Source organism: Erwinia sp. 009765445 (assembly GCF_058137865.1).
This window is the reverse complement of the sequence record NZ_JBYUWC010000021.1, coordinates 82,686-103,058: the sequence shown is the minus strand read 5'-3', so window position 1 is coordinate 103,058 and position 20,373 is coordinate 82,686. Positions and strand designations below refer to the sequence as shown.

18 protein-coding genes and 1 pseudogene are annotated in these 20,373 nt (G+C 54.1%); 10 read left to right on the top strand and 9 right to left on the bottom strand.

Going from position 1 to position 20,373, the window contains the following annotated elements; all coding sequences use genetic code 11:
• Positions 1–80 precede the first annotated feature (80 nt).
• A pseudogene (locus AC3Y5R_RS20510) lies at positions 81–383 on the top strand (isochorismatase family protein); the annotation flags it as partial.
• A 1-nt stretch (position 384) separates the two neighbouring features.
• Positions 385–1,305, top strand: a complete 921-nt coding sequence (locus AC3Y5R_RS20505; RefSeq protein ID WP_489922867.1) for a GlxA family transcriptional regulator — start codon at positions 385–387, stop codon at positions 1,303–1,305.
• A gap of 3 nt (positions 1,306–1,308) precedes the next feature.
• Here the strand turns inward: AC3Y5R_RS20505 and AC3Y5R_RS20500 are convergent, their stop codons facing one another.
• The 4 genes from AC3Y5R_RS20500 to AC3Y5R_RS20485 all read right to left on the bottom strand — a co-directional run bounded on the left by AC3Y5R_RS20500 (position 1,309) and on the right by AC3Y5R_RS20485 (position 5,308).
• Positions 1,309–2,304 carry an acyltransferase gene (locus AC3Y5R_RS20500; RefSeq protein WP_489922866.1) on the bottom strand — a complete coding sequence of 332 codons (996 nt, stop codon included), beginning with the start codon at positions 2,302–2,304 and terminating at the stop codon, positions 1,309–1,311.
• 297 nt (positions 2,305–2,601) lie between these two features.
• Entirely contained in the window at positions 2,602–3,123 is a 522-nt protein-coding gene (locus AC3Y5R_RS20495; RefSeq protein ID WP_489922865.1) for a CaiF/GrlA family transcriptional regulator, read from the bottom strand.
• A 2-nt stretch (positions 3,124–3,125) separates the two neighbouring features.
• Positions 3,126–4,208, bottom strand: coding sequence for an autotransporter outer membrane beta-barrel domain-containing protein (locus tag AC3Y5R_RS20490; protein ID WP_489922864.1), 1,083 nt, complete (start codon positions 4,206–4,208; stop codon positions 3,126–3,128).
• Positions 4,209–4,915: 707 nt separating this feature from the next.
• On the bottom strand, positions 4,916–5,308 hold the full coding sequence (locus AC3Y5R_RS20485) for an enolase C-terminal domain-like protein (protein WP_489922869.1): 393 nt from the start codon (positions 5,306–5,308) through the stop codon (positions 4,916–4,918).
• Between the two features lie 200 nt (positions 5,309–5,508).
• Here AC3Y5R_RS20485 and AC3Y5R_RS20480 point away from each other — a divergent pair, with 200 nt between their 5' ends.
• Complete coding sequence (locus AC3Y5R_RS20480) at positions 5,509–6,249, top strand: GntR family transcriptional regulator (RefSeq protein ID WP_489922863.1); 741 nt, start codon at positions 5,509–5,511, stop codon at positions 6,247–6,249.
• Here AC3Y5R_RS20480 and AC3Y5R_RS20475 read toward each other — a convergent pair.
• Genes AC3Y5R_RS20475 through AC3Y5R_RS20465 form a run of 3 tightly spaced genes read right to left on the bottom strand, consistent with a single transcriptional unit; the run spans position 6,236 to position 9,523 of the window.
• Complete coding sequence (locus tag AC3Y5R_RS20475; RefSeq protein WP_489922862.1) at positions 6,236–7,213, bottom strand: PfkB family carbohydrate kinase; 978 nt, start codon at positions 7,211–7,213, stop codon at positions 6,236–6,238. The genes AC3Y5R_RS20480 and AC3Y5R_RS20475 overlap by 14 nt on opposite strands.
• Positions 7,200–8,225 (bottom strand): ADP-ribosylglycohydrolase family protein, encoded by a 1,026-nt coding sequence (locus tag AC3Y5R_RS20470; RefSeq protein ID WP_489922861.1) that lies wholly within the window; start codon positions 8,223–8,225, stop codon positions 7,200–7,202. Before AC3Y5R_RS20470 ends, AC3Y5R_RS20475 begins: the two co-directional genes overlap by 14 nt.
• Before the next feature lie 29 nt (positions 8,226–8,254).
• A complete protein-coding gene (locus AC3Y5R_RS20465; protein WP_489922860.1) occupies positions 8,255–9,523 on the bottom strand; it encodes a nucleoside permease in 1,269 nt (422 codons plus the stop codon).
• Between the two features lie 260 nt (positions 9,524–9,783).
• Between AC3Y5R_RS20465 and glyQ the strand changes: the two genes are divergently transcribed.
• Together glyQ and glyS are read left to right on the top strand one after the other, a co-directional pair.
• The gene (glyQ, locus tag AC3Y5R_RS20460; RefSeq protein ID WP_158782367.1) at positions 9,784–10,695 is read left to right on the top strand and encodes a glycine--tRNA ligase subunit alpha; all 912 of its coding nucleotides are present in this window, start codon (positions 9,784–9,786) and stop codon (positions 10,693–10,695) included.
• A gap of 9 nt (positions 10,696–10,704) precedes the next feature.
• Positions 10,705–12,774: a glycine--tRNA ligase subunit beta gene (gene glyS, locus AC3Y5R_RS20455; protein ID WP_489922859.1), complete on the top strand. Its 2,070-nt coding sequence runs from the start codon at positions 10,705–10,707 to the stop codon at positions 12,772–12,774.
• A 113-nt stretch (positions 12,775–12,887) separates the two neighbouring features.
• Here glyS and AC3Y5R_RS20450 read toward each other — a convergent pair whose 3' ends face one another.
• Both AC3Y5R_RS20450 and AC3Y5R_RS20445 read right to left on the bottom strand, forming a co-directional pair.
• Positions 12,888–13,937, bottom strand: coding sequence for an NAD(P)-dependent alcohol dehydrogenase (locus AC3Y5R_RS20450; protein WP_489922858.1), 1,050 nt, complete (start codon positions 13,935–13,937; stop codon positions 12,888–12,890).
• 230 nt (positions 13,938–14,167) lie between these two features.
• Positions 14,168–14,461 carry an HTH-type transcriptional regulator gene (locus AC3Y5R_RS20445; protein ID WP_158782381.1) on the bottom strand — a complete coding sequence of 98 codons (294 nt, stop codon included), beginning with the start codon at positions 14,459–14,461 and terminating at the stop codon, positions 14,168–14,170.
• 421 nt (positions 14,462–14,882) lie between these two features.
• Here AC3Y5R_RS20445 and AC3Y5R_RS20440 point away from each other — a divergent pair, with 421 nt between their 5' ends.
• The 5 genes from AC3Y5R_RS20440 (at position 14,883) to AC3Y5R_RS20420 (ending at position 20,372) form a co-directional block, all read left to right on the top strand.
• The gene (locus AC3Y5R_RS20440) at positions 14,883–15,599 is read left to right on the top strand and encodes a DUF3053 domain-containing protein (protein WP_489922857.1); all 717 of its coding nucleotides are present in this window, start codon (positions 14,883–14,885) and stop codon (positions 15,597–15,599) included.
• A 533-nt stretch (positions 15,600–16,132) separates the two neighbouring features.
• Entirely contained in the window at positions 16,133–18,061 is a 1,929-nt protein-coding gene (locus AC3Y5R_RS20435) for a PTS mannitol transporter subunit IICBA (RefSeq protein ID WP_489922856.1), read from the top strand.
• A 99-nt stretch (positions 18,062–18,160) separates the two neighbouring features.
• The gene (gene mtlD / locus AC3Y5R_RS20430) at positions 18,161–19,309 is read left to right on the top strand and encodes a mannitol-1-phosphate 5-dehydrogenase (protein ID WP_489922855.1); all 1,149 of its coding nucleotides are present in this window, start codon (positions 18,161–18,163) and stop codon (positions 19,307–19,309) included.
• A gap of 91 nt (positions 19,310–19,400) precedes the next feature.
• Entirely contained in the window at positions 19,401–19,937 is a 537-nt protein-coding gene (gene mtlR, locus AC3Y5R_RS20425; RefSeq protein WP_489922854.1) for a mannitol operon repressor MtlR, read from the top strand.
• A 72-nt stretch (positions 19,938–20,009) separates the two neighbouring features.
• Positions 20,010–20,372, top strand: coding sequence for a YibL family ribosome-associated protein (locus AC3Y5R_RS20420; protein WP_489922853.1), 363 nt, complete (start codon positions 20,010–20,012; stop codon positions 20,370–20,372).
• The last annotated feature ends 1 nt before the right edge of the window (position 20,373 follow it).

Sequence of the window (20,373 nt, the reverse complement as noted above, 5' to 3'; positions counted from 1 at the left end):
ATAGGGCAGGATCGTCTACTGGGGTGGGGTCAGTCCAACTATAGGGCAGGATCGTCTACTGGGGTGGGGTCAGTCCAGTGCAGGAGCGTGTTCATAATGCACTGACTGAATCCGGACTCGATCCCTGGCTACGCGAGCAGCAGGTGGATCATCTGATCATCTGCGGCCTGCGTACCGAGCAATGCTGTGAAACCACGGCGCGGGTGGCTTCCGATCTGGGTTACCGGGTGACATTTGTGACCGAAGCAACCCTGACGTTCCCGATTTGCCATAACCGTTTAACTCTGAGCATCAGCGACCTGCGTCACCGGACCGAAAGCGTACTGATCAACCGCTTCGCCGATATTCGTGACGTTGAGGAGTGCCTGCAGGAACTTTCATAAAATGACGACATCGGTGTGGTTTTTGACGTTGCCCGGCGTGATGACGCTGGATATTACCGGCCCGGCAGAAACACTGAAACTGGCCGGCGGTGCCTTCTCACTGCGCTATATCGGCCCGGATGCCAGCGTAATGACCTCCACTGATATGCAGATCGGCGGCATTGAACCGCTGCCGGAAAACCTGCCTGAAGGCTGCCTGCTGGTAGTGCCTGGCGTCTGTGATTCCGGCATCTGGTTTGACACGCCTCAGGCCATCAGCGCACGCAACTGGCTGATGCGCATGCAATCCGCCATTCATGACAGAAAAATCACACTGCTATGCATTTGCTCGGGAGCGCTACTGGCAGCCCGCTCAGGTTTACTAAACGGGGTGCAATGCACCACTCATCATGAAGTGATAGCCCAGCTTAAAATCGCCGAACCAGCCGCGATTGTGAAAGAAAACAGGATATTTATCGAAGATCGTGGCATCTGGACCAGCGCCGGAATTACTGCCGGGATAGATCTCTCACTGCATCTGATTAATCGCCTGTGCGGCTCGCAGATGGCGCTCAGCGTGGCAAGGGAAATGGTTGTTTATTTCCGTCGTTCAGGCGATGACCCGCAGCTTTCACCCTGGCTGCGCTATCGTAATCATCTGCACCCGGCCATTCACCGAACCCAGGATTTACTGGGGAGCCAGCCCGAACAGGACTGGCAGATGGAAGAGATTGCCTCCCGCGTGCATGTCAGCGCCCGCCATCTGGCACGCCTGTTCCGGCAGCATCTGGGGATCAGCGTGAGGGAATATCATGAGCAACTGAGGCTGGCGATTGCACAACAGAGATTGCAGCAGGGCGAAGGGGCAGAAAAAGCCGCCCTGTCGGCCGGATTCTCCTCTTCCCGCCAGCTTCGCCGCGCACTGCAGCGTTCGCAGCAATAGCAGTCAGCTTACGTAATGACGTGTATCCAGCCGCCTTAATCCCAGCGCCAGCAGCAGGCTCCCTGCCAGCGTGACAATAAACACTACCGGGATATCCAGCAGCGGATGCGCGGTGTTATCGAGATGATGGGTGCGCATAAAGTGGATAAACAGCGCATGAACACCATATATGGGCAGAGAATTACGCGAAATGGTGGCTAAAATCGGCAATGGTCGCTGATTGAGGCAGTTTTTAAAAAAAATCAGCAGGCTGATTGCAGCCACAAAGACCACCGGCCCACAGTACAGATACCAGGTATCAGCGAACGCGCCATTTATCGCCATTTGCTTCTTTGTCCCCATAGCAATTCCCACCACGCAGGCCAGAAAGACCACCCCCGCAATCCAGCTCACGCCCGGCTTATCGGTATCCATCACGCCAATTGCCCGGCCAAACAGCGCGTACAGCACGTAATAAAAACTGTCACCGCTGATATATAGATTCAGCGGCAGCCAGTGAAACGGCCCGATGGACTGATCGACAGTATTGGGGTTGGCCAGCACCGCAAGGATTAACGTGACCATGGCAAGATACCCGGCCCGTACTGGCTTGACCTGGATCAGCGGCGAAAGCATGTAGATGGCAATAATGGCGAAGAAAAACCAAAGATGATAGAACACCGGTTTTTGCAGCAGGTGACGAATTGAGAGGCCTTCACTGATTGGCGTCAGCCAGGTGATGTAAGCCAGTGCGACGGCGCTGTAAAATACCAGACAGAGCACAATCCGCAGAAAATGGCGGCCCTGAGCGCTGCGTTCACCAAAAAACAAATAGCCTGAAACCATAAAAAACAGCGGCACACAGACCCGCGAAGCGGAGTTGAGCAGATTGGAAAGGTCCCAGGTGTGTTCGCCGATGGCCGTACTGTTAGTTACGTACCAGGTGGTAGTGTGGATCATGATGACCATCAGGCAGGCCACGGCCCGCAGATTATCAATCCAGCCGATCTTTTCCTTCATTACACCCTCATTGCCGTGCATCAATGCGTATTGAGCGTAGCGCGGTGGAGAGCGTTCAACAACCTCAGAACCCAGAAATCAGACAGACCCGGAAAGGGACGGAGAAGAAGAGTAACTGACCGGTAAATCGCCGGGGTCGAGGTGTTCGACCCACTCATTTTTCTCCTCCGGGCTTTCCCTGGGTCGGCGCGGAGATCTCTGTGTAGTTGAAGTCAAAGAATAAGAAAATTAAAACTATCACGCCCTGACATTACAATGTGGCCTGTTTTTTCAGGCTCTCAGGTACGCTGCGGACTTTTATTTAATCACAGGCGCTTGTCGGGACAGAACCCAACGCCAATTTTCCTTCCGTTCCAGACATTGATGCGCTTTCAGGTTGCTTCGTCTGACGTTAGGTTCTGTTTTGCCATGGCTTTCTTCCAGGCAAACTCGCTGAACTTTCAGCTGCTGCCGGTATCTGCCCGTATTCTCCATCCTTGTCTTGCGGGTAAGGCATTCAATCCGCTCATTGTGGCGCAGGATGTATGAGATTTGAAAGGAAGCCCGCCGTTCGGTAATGGCAAAGACATCCGAGATTTGCTGACGATCAACCCAGTCATTCTGCTGTGAACACCACAGTGCAATCAGGATATAGAGTGGTTTGTCAGCATGAGACTGAAGGGACAGTGGCACATTTGCACTGTCATGGTTTCGCTGTTTCACTGCTTTACGCAGTGAAGGTGAATTCCCTTCATGATGTAAATTCACATCCTTATCCTCCAACGGTGTAAAAAACCCTGTCCCCAATAAAGGCGATAGAGGCAGGGTGGGTGATAACACTTTTACCAGCTGTAGCCTATGCCCACGGTCGCCTGCCATGGACGTTCGATCTCTTCGCCTTTGGTGTAATCAAATCCGGCATAGCCACTGATGCTTTCGTTAAGCTTCAGTTCAGCACCAATCTGGAATGCTGCACCATCAATGCTATTGTTCAGCGTCACATTGTTGATGCGGGCTTTATTGTCATCGGCAAATTCGTTGATACCTGCAAGATGGATGTAGGGCTTCAGGTAACCTTTATCGATGGCGAAGGTGTAGCCCAGGTTCACACCCAGTTCACCCTGCATGGAACGGTAATCGTCACTGTTTACCGCCATACCATTGCTCAGGGTGTACTGTGCGCCGTCAATGGTACGGCCGGTCGCTTTCACGTATGGCTCAGCAAAAAAGCCGTTATCCTGCCAGGTGTAACCCAGCGTCATGCCCAGACCGTAACCGTTGCCAGAGAACTCAGCATGCCCCTTGCCACCGTCCAGCATGCGGACATCCGCACTGTTACTGAAGTGGTTGAACTGCGCCTGTGTATCAACAAACAACCCGTTGTCATAACGACGCGCCAGATAGAACTGTGCACCGTAGCTGTCCACATCACCGTTGCTGTTCATCACGCCAATATCTGAACGTGCAGAGCTGAAGGCAACACCTGCCAGCCAGTTACCGCCTTTAGCCGCATCAAAACCACTGTCCACGCCCAGCATCACACCGTTGGTTTTCAGGTTATAAGAAGCGTCCTCAGCCACCCGGTTTTCATTTCTTCCACCGTAGAGGGCAGCTGACTGGGTTTTGGTGTAGCGGTTGTCTGCTGTTCCCATCAGCAACCCCTGCACCACATTCACCGGGTGCGAATAGCCCGCTTCCGAAGCGGTATTTGCAAGGCGCTGGCCATGAACGGCACGCTGATAGTCTTCATCAATATAATAATTCGGGTTGTAGCCAACGGATGGGACACTCTCATCCTCATAGCTCAGGTAACCGCTGTTACGGATCAGTTCAGCCAAACCAGCGGTATTCGTGTTGATTTGCTTCCAGGAAGTCCCGCTTGCTGCACCACTGGCCCAGGCCAAATCCGCTCCTCTTTTTTTCATCACTGCAATTCCTTTTCTTATAAAAAAGACGCACAAGGACTTGTTTAAATAAACCTTGTTTATTATCGGAAGTAGGTTAATCGGAGGAATGAATCTCCTGATTAATTAATGCCGATTTAGCGTCTCTAACCAGAGGGGTTGTTGAGAAGAAACCTGGGGTAGAGACCATTTATATTTCCCGACAAAGGGTTCAGTCAGGTTAAATATCAAGGTGAGTCTGAAAATTGCAGGCAAAGAGTGTAAAACAAGTAATTTTAATCGTTATGATCAATATTATTGATAAAAACAATAAATTAATCAAAATTTAATAACAACCTTATTCATGTAACTTGAATAAAATAAAAAAATGCCTTTTTAATCAAACTGGACTGACAATAATGACGCCTGTCGCCAATCAATATTTCATATTATTTTTATAACTATCAACTTATTAGATAAATACCCACTGAAAAAATCCGTGCATGAACCTCTCGCGGCATGAGGATAGATATCCTTTGAGTCGCAGGTTGTCCATAAAAATAATCACTCCATTTTTTACAATAAAAAATAACAATAAGCCCTATTTAAACATTATTCATGTACCGGAATATGAATCGAAATGATAATTTCAACATTCTTTGATTAGCGACTTTACTAAAGACCCCAACCATAATTGAGGCACCGATCCCAATTTTGAAATAATATTTAAACTGACCATCAAAATATGCCTAACATAACAGGTTAATAGATCTGATGTTGCTCTGGTTTTGACAAGATGTATTATAAATTATATTTATAGACTGGGATAAATACGGTGAGGGAATTGTGTGGCGGAAGATCACAGCAGCCCGACGTAAAAAAAGCGCCGGGTTCTTCGCCAGCAGGCGACTGATTTCACCCGGCTCAACGTAGTACTCCAATACCAGTGCATTTTCGATAGCGCAAAGGAAGTGCAGCGAGGCTGCAGTATTGATGTCAGTGGTGAAGTTATGATTGCAAACTTTGCGGCCACGACTGTGGGTATAGTTAGCAATTTCAATCGTCTGGGTAAAGCCGGTACCGGTAAGGTCAGTCTGCACGATATCGGTACCCCCTTCATCGATCAGGCGCTGGAAGCCCACCACTGAACACTCCTGCTCACCCGCTGCAATGAACGAAATCTGACCTGCGCAGAACGTATACGATTTTTTGATGACAGGCCTGCGCCGGTTTATTCCTGCTTTAATCGATGCTAAAACAGGTCCGTTTCGGGTATTACTGCGATTTCCGTTATGAGAGGTTTGCGCGTATTATTGGCAAAAATTAACTGATACCTCTCCTGATGAAAGACTTCGCCCCACTACTCAACCGACTGAAATTAAAGCTCACCGCCAGAGAAAAAAAACCGCTGTACCAGCGATTTGTCGCGGTGATTAAAAATGAAGTCCTTCAGGGTTCGCTGCGTCAGGATGATATTCTGCCCAGCGAGCGCGAGTTCAGCCAGCAGCTGCAAATCTCCCGAATTACCGTACGTAAGGCGCTGGCGGAACTGGAAAAGGAAGGTGTGGTGGTGCGGGCGCGTGGTTACGGTACAAAGATCGCCAGCCCAATGGAATATTCGCTGAAGGAACCAAAAGGCTTCTCCCGTCAGGTTTTGATGAAGGGAAAAACGCCTGCCACCACCTGGATCAACAAAAGCGTGGTCCCCTGCGATAAAGAGATCGCTGGCTGGCTGAAGCTGGAGCCAGGCAGCGACGTTTTTCTGCTGAAGCGCATTCGTTACGTTGACGATCAGGCCGTGTCGATTGAGGAATCATGGGTTCCCGCCGCGCTGATAGATAGGGTCGAGGATATTGATATTTCGCTGTATGACTATTTTCTGCAGCGCAACATCCGGCCGGCACAAACTAAAAGTCGCGTCAGTGCACGGATGCCCGATGCAGACATCCGCTCACACATTTCCCTGCCCGACAACGTGCCGATCCTGGTTATCAGCCAGCTGGCTCTGGATGAGCAGGCCACGCCGCTAGAGTACAGCATCAGCTACTGCCGCAGCGATATGTACACGTTTATTGCTGAGTAATGTGCCGCTGCCAGTGGACGGAAAGTTCGCTCCTGTCTGGTGCGCAGTCACCGCCACGGTGCGCCACCACATAGGACGCCACTGCGTTACCTAAAATCACCGCTTCTCCCAGCGTCCATCCCGATGCCAGGCCAGCCAGCACTCCGCCTGCATGGCTGTCGCCAGCGCCAATAGTATCCACCACCGTAGTGGTAAGCGCCGGCACCCAACCTGAACGATTGGCGCTGACATAACCCGCCCCCTCACTGTCCATCCTGACGATAAGCCCACTGTCGAAATGCTCGCGCCAGTCTGCCATCAGCTGCTGGCCTCCAGCCGTTCCTTTGCCCACCAGCCTTTCACTCATCAGCCCGGCCTCCTGGCGGTTAAGCGTGACCAGCGGCTTCAGGGCCATCACGCGCTGAAACAAATTGTCTGAAATATCCGCCAGACGCGGGCCGAAATCGATCAACAACTGGTGTAAACCACGCTGCGCTTCAAGCCACGCGACCAGCCTCTCGCCGCTGGCGGCAGTCAGCTGATAGCCTGAGAGGTAGATCCAGCTCCGCTCTGGCAGTACAAATTGCGCCAGCATCGCCTCATCCCACTGATTCTCGACCCCGCTGACCGAAAGAAAGGTTCGCTCACCGTCAGGCTCCACCAACGCCAGGCACCAGCCGTTGTCGCCTTTATCGGTATGAACCGGAGAGGTAATGCCGTACTCCGCCATTTTGGCCGCCACAATTCCCGCCCAGATGCCTTTGCCTACCGGTAATGCGTTGGTCGCCTCAATCCCCAGCCGGTGCAGGGCAATTGCCACATTCAGCGCGCAACCGCCCACGTTTATTCCCTGCTGGTGCAGCTCAATATCGCTGCCCCGATGGGGTAGCGAATAAGCATCGGCAATCACATCCACTACGGCGGCACCAATCACACAAACTGGCGAACAGCCAGCCAGACGCGGCAAGTCATTATGCGTGATCATACGCCTCCTGACGCTGCTGCCGGAACTCCAGGAAGGCGCGGCTGTAACGGGTAAAGTCGAGCTGGTTGGCGGCGTCCAACTGTGCCCTGAGATCGGGATCGATGGCCTCGATGCCGTGCAGCGCGCCGCAGATGGCGACCGCCATAGCACCGATAGTATCCGTGTCCCCGCCCAAGTTGGCACAAAGCACGGCGCAACGTGTGGGATCGGTATCCGCCAGTGCTACCATGGCAATGGCGGCCGGAACAGACTCTATGGTGGCCGTTCCGGCACCGATCAGTTGATAAATGTACTCCATCGCCTGTTCCACGCCCACGGCGTTATCCACCACCTGTAGCGCAAGCTCAATACGTGCCGCCATCGAAGGGCTGAAGGTGGTGACACGTTTCTCCTGCGCCGCTTTTGCTACTGCAGGGAGCTGATCACGGATCGCCGCCCACGCCTTCCCTTCTACGGCCAGCGAAACAGCCCATGCGATCGCTGTCGCCCCGGCAATTGCCACGTCTGACTTATGGGTCGGGCTGGAAGCCAGCTCAACGTCGCCGATAAAACCGGCCAGATCGCGTGGCGGAAGCAGGCACCCCAGTGGCGAAACACGCATCGCAGCGCCGTTAGTCAGGCCGTTATTTTCCAGTTGCTGAATCGGCGTTCCTGCCTTCATCGCGTTGAGGGCAATTTTCGACGTTGGCCCCAGAACATTTTTATTGAAGGCATCAAATCCTTCCGCCCACTGCAGGATATTATGGCCAATCACCTCCGGTTCAATCGCCCCGTCACAGCTGATGATGGCATCGGCCAGCGCCAGTGCCATGGAGGTGTCGTCGGTAAACTCGGCGGCGCGGAAGTAGCAGGCCGCATTGTTTTCAGCTGGTCCCGGTAAAAAGCGGTCGATCCAGCCAAAATGCTGCTTCACTCGGGTGCGGGGCCACAGCTCCGAGGGCATCCCCATCGCATCGCCCAGAGCCTGACCATAGAACGCACCCAAAATTCTGCTTTCCTGACTGACTGTCATAATTTTCCCCTCAAAGTTATGCAAAATGGCTACTTTTCGCTGCCGGTCGACATGACTAATGCACTCAGCTCGTCACTTTTTTTACGACCATCGCGGAACAGCACCACAAAGACCACGGTGATAATCGCAATCATCACGCTGCCAAACAGCCACATCCCGCTCCAGTTAAAGGTTAAGCCATTTACAGGCTGCGAATACTGGAACATCTCCTGCATCAGGTAACCCCCGAGGCGATAACCCAACAGGCTCCCCACGCCCTGGCAGGCAAGGGTAATCAACCCCTGAGCCGCATTGCGCATCTCAACAGGGGCTTTTTTATCCACGTAGATATAGGCGGTAACAAAATAGAAGTCGTAGCTGACGCCGTGCAGCAGAATGCCCATAAACAGCAAGCCGTAGGTCAGGACGTTCTGATCGCTGCCGAACACAAAGAACACATAGCGCAGCGCGGCAGTGACCAGCCCCAGCAGCAGGACCTTGCCAATCCCAAAACGCTTGATAAAGAACGGCAGCACCAGCAGGAAGAAGATCTCAGACAGCTGACCCAGCGTCATCCAGCCGGTAGCGTGCTGCAACCCCACTTCGCTGAGAAAGCCTTCAGCAAAGATGTAGTAGAAGGCCAGCGGCATGCTGAACATAAATGAGCAGACAAAAAAGACCAGGAAGCTGCGATCCTTCAGCAGATGCAACGCATCCAGTCCCAGCGCCACCCGCAGGCTGAATTTCCCCCGGCTTTTCGGTTCTGTCGCTGGCAGCGTCAGAGCAAAGATCCCGAGAACAGCAGAGCTGGCAGCAGCGATCAGCAGAGGAATATTGCTGGCCGAGATATCTCCAAAGCCCAGCATTGGCGGCAGGAAACCACAGACAATACCGGAGGCAATCCACCCCAGCGTACCGAGAACGCGAATGCGCGGGTAGTCGCGCTCCACATCACCAACATGCGAAAAGGCAATGCTGTTGGTCAGTGCGATGGTCGGCATGTAGGTCAGAGAGTAGAGCAGCAGCAGGATAAAGAACGGCCCGAAATGATCCTGCTGTGCGGCAAGGAACATCAGCACAGCACCGGCAAGCATCAGCACGGCAAGCACCTTTTGTGCCTGGAAGAAACGGTCGGCCAGTGACCCGACCAGAATGGGGGACATGATGGCCGCCAGCGAGGTGCAGGCATAGCACCAGGCGATCTCTACCGGAGTAAAGCCTTTGCTGTGCAGCAGGGCCCAGAGCGGCACGAACCATGCTCCCCAGATAAACCATTCGATGAACATCATTAAAGACAAAGAGGCAATTTTATTTTTCATGTGGGTGATTCCCTGGTGTAGATACCAGACCAATAGTACCTTTGAGCAATACCTTTGCAATACCAATAGTCGATTCTTAGAGCTGAATCGCTTTTTCAGAGCAAGTCTGCCTTTCTGTCTGAGAAAATGGCTGATTAAGATTGCGAGAATGGCAGAAACCGAACGGATAACTTCGCTTAATTAACATCGGGCTGACTATCTGGCGGTCAAAGGGTATACTGACGCCCACTTTTTAAAACCGTCTCGCGTGCGAATTCAACATGCAAAAGTTTGATACCAAGACATTTCAGGGACTGATCCTGACCTTACAGGATTACTGGGCACGTCAGGGTTGTACCATCGTGCAGCCACTGGACATGGAAGTAGGTGCGGGAACGTCTCACCCGATGACCTGCCTGCGCGCACTCGGCCCTGAGCCAATCGCCGCGGCCTACGTGCAACCTTCACGCCGCCCTACTGACGGCCGCTACGGCGAGAACCCGAACCGCCTGCAGCACTACTATCAGTTCCAGGTGATCATCAAACCCTCACCGGACAATATTCAGGAACTCTACCTGGGCTCACTGAAAGAGCTGGGTATGGATCCGACCATTCACGATATCCGTTTCGTGGAAGATAACTGGGAAAACCCAACGCTGGGCGCATGGGGCCTGGGCTGGGAAGTGTGGCTGAACGGCATGGAGGTAACGCAGTTCACCTATTTCCAGCAGGTTGGCGGCCTGGAGTGCAAACCCGTCACCGGCGAAATCACCTACGGTCTGGAGCGTCTGGCGATGTATATCCAGGGCGTGGACAGCGTTTACGATCTGGTGTGGAGTGACGGTCCTCTGGGGAAAACCACCTACGGCGACGTGTTCCATCAGAACGAAGTGGAGCAGTCCACTTACAACTTCGAATACGCGGATGTCGACTTCCTGTTCAGCTGCTTCGAGCAGTATGAGAAAGAGGCCCAGAGCCTGCTGGCGCTGGAGAAACCGCTGCCGCTGCCAGCCTACGAACGCATCCTGAAGGCGGGTCATACCTTTAACCTGCTGGACGCGCGTAAAGCCATCTCCGTAACCGAGCGTCAGCGCTATATCCTGCGCATTCGCACCCTGACTAAAGCCGTGGCTGAAGCCTACTATGCGTCTCGTGAAGCGCTGGGCTTCCCGATGTGCAATAACAAGAAATAAGAGGCAGCCATGACTGAGAAAACTTTTCTGGTGGAAATCGGCACCGAAGAGCTGCCACCAAAGGCACTGCGTAACCTTGCCGAATCTTTTGCGGCTAACTTTACCGCCGAGCTGGATGCCGCAGGCCTGAGCCACGGTGAAGTCAGCTGGTACGCGGCTCCCCGCCGCCTGGCGCTGAAGGTCGCAAACCTGAGCGCGGCGCAGCCGGACCGCGAAGTCGAAAAACGTGGCCCGGCCATCGCCGCTGCGTTTGATGCCAGCGGTGTGGCAACCAAAGCCGCAGAAGGCTGGGCCCGCGGCTGTGGTATCACCGTCGATCAGGCCGAGCGTCTGAGCACCGACAAAGGTGAATGGCTGCTGTATCGCGCCCATGTGAAAGGCGAAAGCGCCCAGTCGCTGCTACCAGCCATGGTCAGTACTTCACTGGCGAAGCTGCCGATCCCTAAACTGATGCGCTGGGGCGATTCTGACGTGCAGTTTGTCCGCCCGGTGCATACCGTGACGCTGCTGCTGGGTGACGAGAGCATTCCTGCCACCATCCTCGGTATTGATTCAGCCCGTACAATCCGCGGCCACCGCTTTATGGGCGAGCCGGAATTCACCATTGAAAGCGCCGATCAGTATCCGCAGATCCTGCTGGAACGCGGCAAAGTTCAGGCGGATTATGAAGTGCGTAAGGCGCAGATCAAGGCAGATGCTGAAGCCGCTGCCCGCAAAATGGGCGGCATTGCCGACCTCAGCGACAGCCTGCTGGAAGAAGTCACCTCTCTGGTCGAGTGGCCGGTGGTGCTGACGGCGAAGTTTGAAGAGAAATTCCTCGCGGTTCCGGCTGAAGCGCTGGTGTACACCATGAAGGGCGATCAGAAGTATTTCCCGGTCTATGACGCTGTGGGCAAGCTGCTGCCAAACTTTATCTTTGTGACCAATATCGAGTCGAAAGACCCGCAGCAGATTATCGCCGGTAATGAGAAAGTGGTGCGTCCACGTCTGGCCGATGCGGAGTTCTTCTTCAACACTGACCGTAAAAAGCGCCTGGAAGATAACCTTCCACGTCTGGAAACCGTGCTGTTCCAGAAAGAGTTGGGTACGCTGCGCGATAAAACTGACCGTATTCAGGCGCTGGCTGGCTGGATTGCCGGGCAGATTGGGGCAGACGTCAACCACGCGACCCGCGCTGGCCTGCTGTCCAAGTGTGACCTGATGACCAACATGGTGTTCGAGTTCACCGACACCCAGGGCGTGATGGGCATGCACTATGCGCGCCACGATGGCGAAGCAGAAGACGTGGCCGTGGCGCTGAACGAGCAGTATCAGCCGCGCTTTGCCGGTGACGAGCTGCCGTCCAACCCGGTGGCCTGTGCACTGGCGATTGCTGACAAAATGGATACCCTGGCGGGGATCTTCGGTATCGGCCAGCATCCGAAAGGCGATAAAGACCCGTTCGCACTGCGCCGCGCCGCGCTGGGCGTGCTGCGTATTATCGTTGAGAAGAATCTGCAGCTGGATTTGCAGACGCTGACCGGAGAGGCGGTGCGCCTGTATGGCAGCAAGCTGAGCAACGCCAAAGTGGTCGATGAAGTGATCGACTTTATGCTCGGTCGTTTCCGCACCTGGTATCAGGAAGAAGGCCACAGCGTGGACACCATCCAGGCCGTGCTGGCCCGCCGCCCTACCCGTCCGGCGGATTTCAACGCGCGTATGAAGGCGGTTTCCCACTTCCGTACGCTGGAAGAGTCCGCCACGCTGGCCGCAGCCAACAAGCGCGTCTCCAACATTCTGGCGAAGTCCACCGAGCCGCTGAACGACAGCGTGCAGGCCTCACTGCTGAAAGAGAACGAAGAGATCCAACTGGCAACCTACGTGTCGGCGCTGACCAGCAAACTGGCTCCTTACTTTGCAGAAGGCCGCTATCAGGATGCGCTGATTGAGCTGGCGCAGCTGCGGACCGCCGTGGATAACTTCTTCGAGAAAGTGATGGTAAACGCGGAAGAGCGTGAAGTGCGGATCAACCGCCTGACGCTGCTGTCGAAACTGCGTGAGCTGTTCCTGCAGGTGGCGGACATTTCTCTGCTGCAGTAAACCGGGAAGATGCGGGGGGATCGGTTTCCCCCGCGTTTCAGTCCTCCCGAGCCGGTGATTTACCTCGCCCGGAATAATGGATTCCATTCCGTTCTTTTACTTTCAGTGGAAAATCAACGCTGAGAGGCCTTCATATCAATCACAAAGCGGTACTTCACGTCCCCTTTCAGCATCCGCTCAAAGGCCGTTTCAACCTCATCCAGACGGATCACTTCAACATCCGAGACGATATTGTGCTCACCACAGAAATCCAGCATCTGCTGCGTTTCCTGAATGCTGCCAATCGAGGTGCCAGAGATACTGAGACGCTTAAATACAATCGGCGTGACGTTCGGTGACTGGTGCGGCGCATCAGGGATCCCTACCAGCACCAGATTTCCGTTGGTTTTCAGCGTGCTGAGGTACGGGTCCAGATCGTGCGGTGCGGCGACGCAGTCAAGGATAAAGTCGAGGCTGTTGGCTTCAGCAGCCATCTGCTCAGCGTCTTTCGACACCACCACTTTGCTGGCCCCAAGACGTAGCGCATCGCTCCCTTTCGCCGGAGATGTGGTGAACAGCACCACTTCCGCACCAAGCGCCTTCGCCAGCTTCACCGCCATATGGCCCAGACCACCCAGACCAATCACACCCACACGCTGACCCGGCTGAATATTCCAGTGCTTCAGTGGGGACCAGGTGGTCACTCCGGCACACAATAGCGGCGCAACGGCGCTTAATTGCAGATTTTCCGGCACGTTAACCACAAACTTACTGTCCACCACAATAGCATCGGAATAGCCGCCAAAGGTTTTACCGCCGATCACCTTTTCCTCACCGTTATAGGTCGCGGTGAAACCTTCCTCACAGTACTGCTCTTCGCCCTGGCTGCACTGCGCGCAATGGCCACAGGAATCTACCATCACGCCAACGCCAACCAGGTCGCCTTCTTTAAACGCGGTGACCTCGCTGCCTGTCGCAAGGACACGACCGACAATTTCATGCCCCGGCACCAACGGGAACTGGCTGACACCCCATTCGTTACGGGCCATATGCAGATCCGAATGGCACACGCCGCAATAGTGAATGTCGATATGCACATCGCCTGCCTGCAGTTCACGGCGTTGAAATTCAAAAGGTTCGAGAGGTGTTGTCGCAGACTTTGCTGCCAGACCGGTGACTTGCATGTAGCTGTGCCCTGTTTTGCAAAGCGGCGTAGAGTAGAGAAATGTGCCGGACAGGGCAAGGCAGAATTGTAAACGAGGAATTCATAAAAAGAGTTTACGGTGAGGACGACAGTGTAAAGTGAGTAACCATCGCGGCTCAATACAGCTCGGCTGTATCCTGATAAACAAAGCCGCAGAATGAATACCAGCCTCTTAAAACACAAAACCCGCCATCCGGCGGGTTTCTCCTACTACCCCAGCAACTCACGGCTGAGACAAGGATTCGACTGAATCAATTGCATCAATTTTTGAGCACTGCGCGAAGGTTTGCTGCGCTTCGCTTCCCAACTCTTAACCGAAGAAACACTGACGCCCATCGCCAGGGCAAATTCATCAATCTCCATGCCGGTAATCTCGCGTATGCGTTTTGGTTCGGGTATCGACACTTCACCCTTTAAAGCGGGAGCGGCCTGGATAACTTCACGTGTTAACACAATATGCTCAAGACTGGACAACAACTCGACCATTGGATCTTTATATTCCATAGAGCACTCCTCATAAAATCACTAATGTGAACGACCAGAGGGAAGGAGCCTGAGTCTCAGGCTCACAATGCTGGCGGACAACAGCCTGAGAGCTCGTGGGAGGCAGTGCAGGGAAACGCCAGGATTTAAAGTATTAGATCAAAACACCCGATTTGCGTCATATTTTTTGACTATTTTTCAACCTTGCTTTTCAACCTGCCTCCTCTACCACCAGGGCCAGACTACTGCTGTAAGTAAACTGCCCTGTGCACGCCCGAGGGCAAACGCTATGTTGATGGCCGGTTAAACGGAACCGCAAAATTTCTTCACCCTTCCGGCAAGGATTCCCGTATCCTCCCTGACCGAGTTAGACTATTCTTTAGACGCGGAACTGACCGCCTTCATTACTTGCAAGCCCTTCTATTACAGGAGTTACTTTCCCATGACGACAGGAATTTCACGCATCTGGACGCGACTGTTAGTGCCTTTTGCCGCGCTGTTTCTGGTCTTTCAACTGACCGGTTGCGGCGATAAAGAAGCCGACCAGCGCAAAGCCTTTATCGATTTCCTGCAGAACACCGTGATGCGCAGTGGTGAACACCTGCCCAGCCTGAGCGAAGATCAGAAGCAGAAATTCGGTAATTACGTTAACGATTACGCCATCATTTATGGTTTCTCACAGCAGGTGAACCGTGCGGTGGATTCCGGAATGAAGCCGGTGGTGGATGAGCTGAGCGCCATCCGCACACCGCAGGATTATCTGACCCGCCGTGATTCACTGCGTCAGGCCAGCGGCTCGCTGGGCGTGCTGACCCAGCAGATTCAGGCGTCCAAAACTCAGGCAGACACCAGCAAAGCCGCGCTGAAGCAACCGTCCGATCTGAAAACGATTTACGACAACGTTTACAATAAAGTGGTGACGCTGCCAGCTAATTCGCTACAGCCATTGCTGCCAGCTCTGCAGACGCTGAGCCAGGACGCGGTGCAGGCCGGGGATTTCCTGCAGCAGCAGGGCGCACAGGTGACGTTTAACGGCACGACGATACAGTTCCCAAGCCAGCAGCAGGCCACACAGTACAATGCGCTGATGAGCAACCTGTCGGCCAATGCCCAGGCTCTGAGCCAGGCGCAGAGTGCCCTGCAGAGCGGGTTCCAGTAAATATCCGGACAGAATGTGTCGCGGGCCGACTGAATTCGCCCTTCAGAGGTGAATAGTACGCACTTGTTGGGGCGGATTTATTCCGCCCCTTTTGCTTAACAGACTCCTGATCCCCATTCCAGAAACTCGTAATTTTCTTACATCCGATAACCATTTGATTTAAGGGAACGGCCTGCTGTGATCGGCCTCATTTCCGGCCAAAAATAAATTGTGATATGCATCACGTATTAAACAGAAAGTCACTGAGTCAGATTGTGACAAAAATCACACAAACCCCGCCGTTTTGCGCATTTATTCGCCAGCGTGTTTTTTTTACAGCGAATAATTGTGATCGGCATCACTAAAAATAGCCCTCACCATCCCCTAACTTAGTGATATACATCACACTTTGTCCGATGACTACGCAGCGTCATATTCGCGTGATAGAGTCCGCCTGCATACAGTGATACTGACGGCTCCCCGCCGTACTGTCCTAAACAAAAATCAACGCGCTCTCTTATTTGTCAGCGCGTACCAATAAGGGGTGTGTTTTTATGTCCTCATCAGATATCAAGATCAAGGTCCAGAACTTTGGTCGCTTTCTGAGCAATATGGTGATGCCAAATATCGGGGCGTTTATCGCCTGGGGTATCATCACCGCACTGTTTATTCCTACTGGCTGGCTGCCGAACGAAACGATGGCCAAACTGGTCGGCCCGATGATCACTTATCTGCTGCCATTGCTGATCGGTTTCACCGGTGGTCGTCTGGTCGGTGGCGATCGCGGCGGCGTGGTGGGTGCGATCACCACCATGGGCGTGATCGTGGGTGCGGATATGCCAATGTTCCTCGGCTCAATGATTGCCGGTCCTCTGGGCGGCTGGGCGATAAAACGCTTCGACCGCATGGTTGACGGCAAAATCAAAAGCGGCTTCGAAATGCTGGTCAACAACTTCTCTGCCGGTATCATCGGTATGCTGTTGGCGATCCTCGCTTTCCTGGCTATCGGCCCGCTGGTTGAAGGTCTGTCCCACATTCTCGCCGCTGGCGTGAACCTGATGGTGCAGAATAACCTGCTGCCACTCACCTCCATCTTCGTGGAACCGGCGAAAATCCTGTTCCTGAACAACGCCATTAACCACGGTATCTTCTCGCCACTGGGTATCCAGCAGGCCAGCGAAGCCGGTAAGTCGATCTTCTTCCTGATCGAAGCGAATCCGGGCCCGGGTATGGGCGTACTGATGGCTTACATGTTCTTTGGTCGTGGTAACGCCAAGCAGTCTGCGGGCGGCGCGGCAATCATCCACTTCCTGGGCGGCATCCACGAGATTTACTTCCCGTATGTGCTGATGAACCCACGTCTGATCATCGCCGTTATTCTTGGCGGTATGACTGGCGTGTTCACCCTGACTCTGCTGAATGGTGGCCTGGTTTCTCCGGCCTCCCCGGGTTCAATCCTGGCGGTACTGGCAATGACCCCGAAAGGTGCGTATTTCGCTAACATCGCAGCGATTATTGCCGCCTTCGCCGTCTCCTTCGTGGTTTCTGCAATCCTGCTGAAAACCAGCAAAGTTAAAGAAGATGACGATATCGAAGCTGCGGCCCGTCGCGTCAGCGAAATGAAAGCCCAGTCTAAAGGCCAGACCGGTACTGCAGCAGCAGCTGATGGCATGAACGGCGATCTGAGCCACGTACGTAAAATCATCGTGGCCTGTGATGCCGGTATGGGCTCCAGCGCCATGGGCGCAGGCGTGCTGCGTAAAAAGGTTAACGATGCGGGCCTGAGCAATATTTCCGTCACCAATACCGCGATTAACAACCTGCCGGGCGATGTGGATCTGGTGATTACTCACCGCGATCTGACCGAACGTGCAATGCGCCAGGCTCCTCATGCCCAGCATATTTCGCTGACTAACTTCCTCGACAGTGGCCTGTACACTGACCTGACTGCGCGCCTGGTTGATGCAAACCGCACTGCCGGTCACCGTGATAAAGTCAGCGCCACGCTGAGCGACAGCTACGATGACAGCCAGGAACACCTGTTCAAACTGAGCGCCCGCAATATCTTCCTGGGCAACCATGCTACGGATAAAGAGCAGGCTATCCGCTTTGCTGGTGAGCAGCTGGTGCGCGGCGGTTACGTTGAACCAGAATATGTTCAGGCGATGCTGGATCGTGAAAAACTGACCCCGACCTATCTGGGTGAGTCCATCGCCGTGCCACACGGCACCATTGAAGCGAAAGACCGCGTACTGCAGACCGGTGTGGTGTTCTGCCAGTATCCGGAAGGCGTTCGCTTTGGTGAAGAAGAAGAGGATATTGCCCGTCTGGTTATCGGTATCGCCGCTCGCAACAACGAGCACATCCAGGTGATTACCAGCCTGACCAACGCGCTGGATGATGACAGCGTCATCGCCAGACTGGCCAGCACCACTGACGTGCAGGAAGTCCTGGACCTGCTGTCTGGCAAACAGCCAGCGTAAGCCTTCAGGAATTGCAAGTATTACACCCCAGGGCCGGGCATGCCCGGCTCTTTCTTCGGGCCGGGTTTGTCCGGCCTCATCGTTAATACGGGAAAAATTATGAAAGCTCTTCATTTTGGTGCCGGTAATATTGGCCGCGGCTTTATTGGTAAATTGCTGGCTGACGCCGGTATTCAGCTGACGTTTGCCGACGTTAACCAGGTGGTTCTGGATGCGCTGAATGCCCGTCACGAGTACCCGGTCCACGTGGTTGGCGAGCAGGCTAAGGTCGATATCGTCAGGGGCGTGAATGCCGTTAACAGTGCCAGCGATGACATCATCCCGCTGATCGCTGAGGTTGATATCGTTACCACGGCGGTTGGTCCACAGATCCTCGAGCGCATTGCCGGTGGTATCGCGAAGGGTCTGGCCAAACGCAGTGATAGCGGTAATACCCGTCCTCTGAATATCATCGCCTGTGAAAATATGGTGCGCGGTACCACGCAGCTGAAAGGCCACGTGATGAAAGCGCTGCCTGAGCAATATCACGCCTGGGCTGAAGCCAACGTGGGCTTTGTCGATTCTGCTGTAGACCGCATCGTGCCGCCTTCTGAAGCCGGTACCACCGATCCGCTGGAAGTCACCGTGGAAACCTTCAGCGAGTGGATCGTGGATAAAACGCAGTTCAAAGGCGATCTGCCTGCCATTCCGGGCATGGAACTGACCGATAATCTGATGGCCTTCGTGGAACGCAAGCTGTTCACCCTGAACACCGGTCATGCAATCACCGCCTATCTGGGCCAGCTGGCGGGTCACAAAACTATCCGTGATGCGATCCTTGATGAGAAAGTCCGCGCAGTGGTGAAAGGCGCGATGGAAGAGAGCGGCGCGGTGCTGATTAAGCGTTACGGCTTTGAAGCCGACAAGCATGCGGCTTATATCCAGAAAATCCTCGGACGTTTCGAAAACCCGTACCTGAAAGATGATGTTGAGCGCGTAGGCCGTCAGCCGCTGCGTAAACTGAGCGCCGGCGATCGTCTGATCAAACCAACGTTGGGTACGCTGGAGTATGGTTTGCCGCACAACAATCTGGTGACCGGTATCGCCGCTGCTATGCATTACCGCAGCGACCAGGACCCGCAGGCGCAGGAGCTGGTCGATTTGCTGTCCCGCCTCGGCGTGCAGGCTACTCTGGCGCAGGTTTCTGGTCTGGAAGCTGACAGCGAGGTGGTGGCAGCCGTAGTGAAGGCTTACAACGCTATGGCATAATGCCATTGCTTCCGGCTTCAACGGATGAACGGACAGGGCACGACCTGGTCGTGCCCTTCACGGCGGTGGAACCGCGAGGTTTTAGTACGATATGCAGGCTCTCATGGAAAAACCACAGGCTTTTGAGAATCGGGTGCTTGAGCGCCTGAACGCCGGAAGAACGGTCAGAAGCTTTTTGATCGCGACGGTGGAACTGCTGGCCGAAGCGGTAAACCTGCTGGTCATTCAGGTCTTTCGCAAGGATGATTACGCCGTAAAATATGCGGTAGAGCCTCTGTTACTGGGTGATGGCCCGCTGGGTGAACTGTCGGTCAGGCTGAAGCTGATCTACGGCCTGGGAGTGATCAGCCGCACTGAATACGAAGATGCCGAGCTGCTGATGGCACTGCGTGAAGCCCTGAACGATGACGGCACCGAGTATCGCTTTACCGACGACGAGCTGCTGGGCCCTTTTGGCGAGCTGCACTGTGTGACTGCCCTGCCTCCCCGTCCCGACCTCTCCTGTGATGATGCCGAGCTGCGCGCCATGCTGCAGCAGCGTTATCAGCAGGTGGTTCGCTCCACGATGGTGCTGTCGCTGACCGAACTGATTTCCCGCATCAGCCTCAAGCAGGCTTTCAAAAAGTAGCCAACGCCCTTTCCCTCTTGCCGTCGCTTTCGTGTATCCTTGCGGCAATGAATCACATCACGGTTAATGACAATGAAAGAACAAGTTCAGGCAGAAATTAAAAACCTCAGCGACAAGCTGGATGCCCTGACGCGCAAGGAGCCGCTGCTGCTGGAATCCGGCGATGCAGAAAAGTTGGGCGAGCTGCTGAAAGAAAAAGAGAAAGTGGTTGAAGAGCTGGAGCGTCTGCGCGGCGTACGCGAAGAGAAGCTGAGCAAAGAAGCACAAAAACTGAAGCAGATGCCGTTCAGCCGCACGATCACTAAAAAAGAGCAGGCCAATATGGGCGCGCTGAAAAAAAGCGTGCGTGGCATTGTGGTGGTGCACCCGATGACCGCGCTGGGTCGCGAGATGGGCCTGAAAGAGATGACCGGCTTCGCGAAAACGGCTTTTTAAG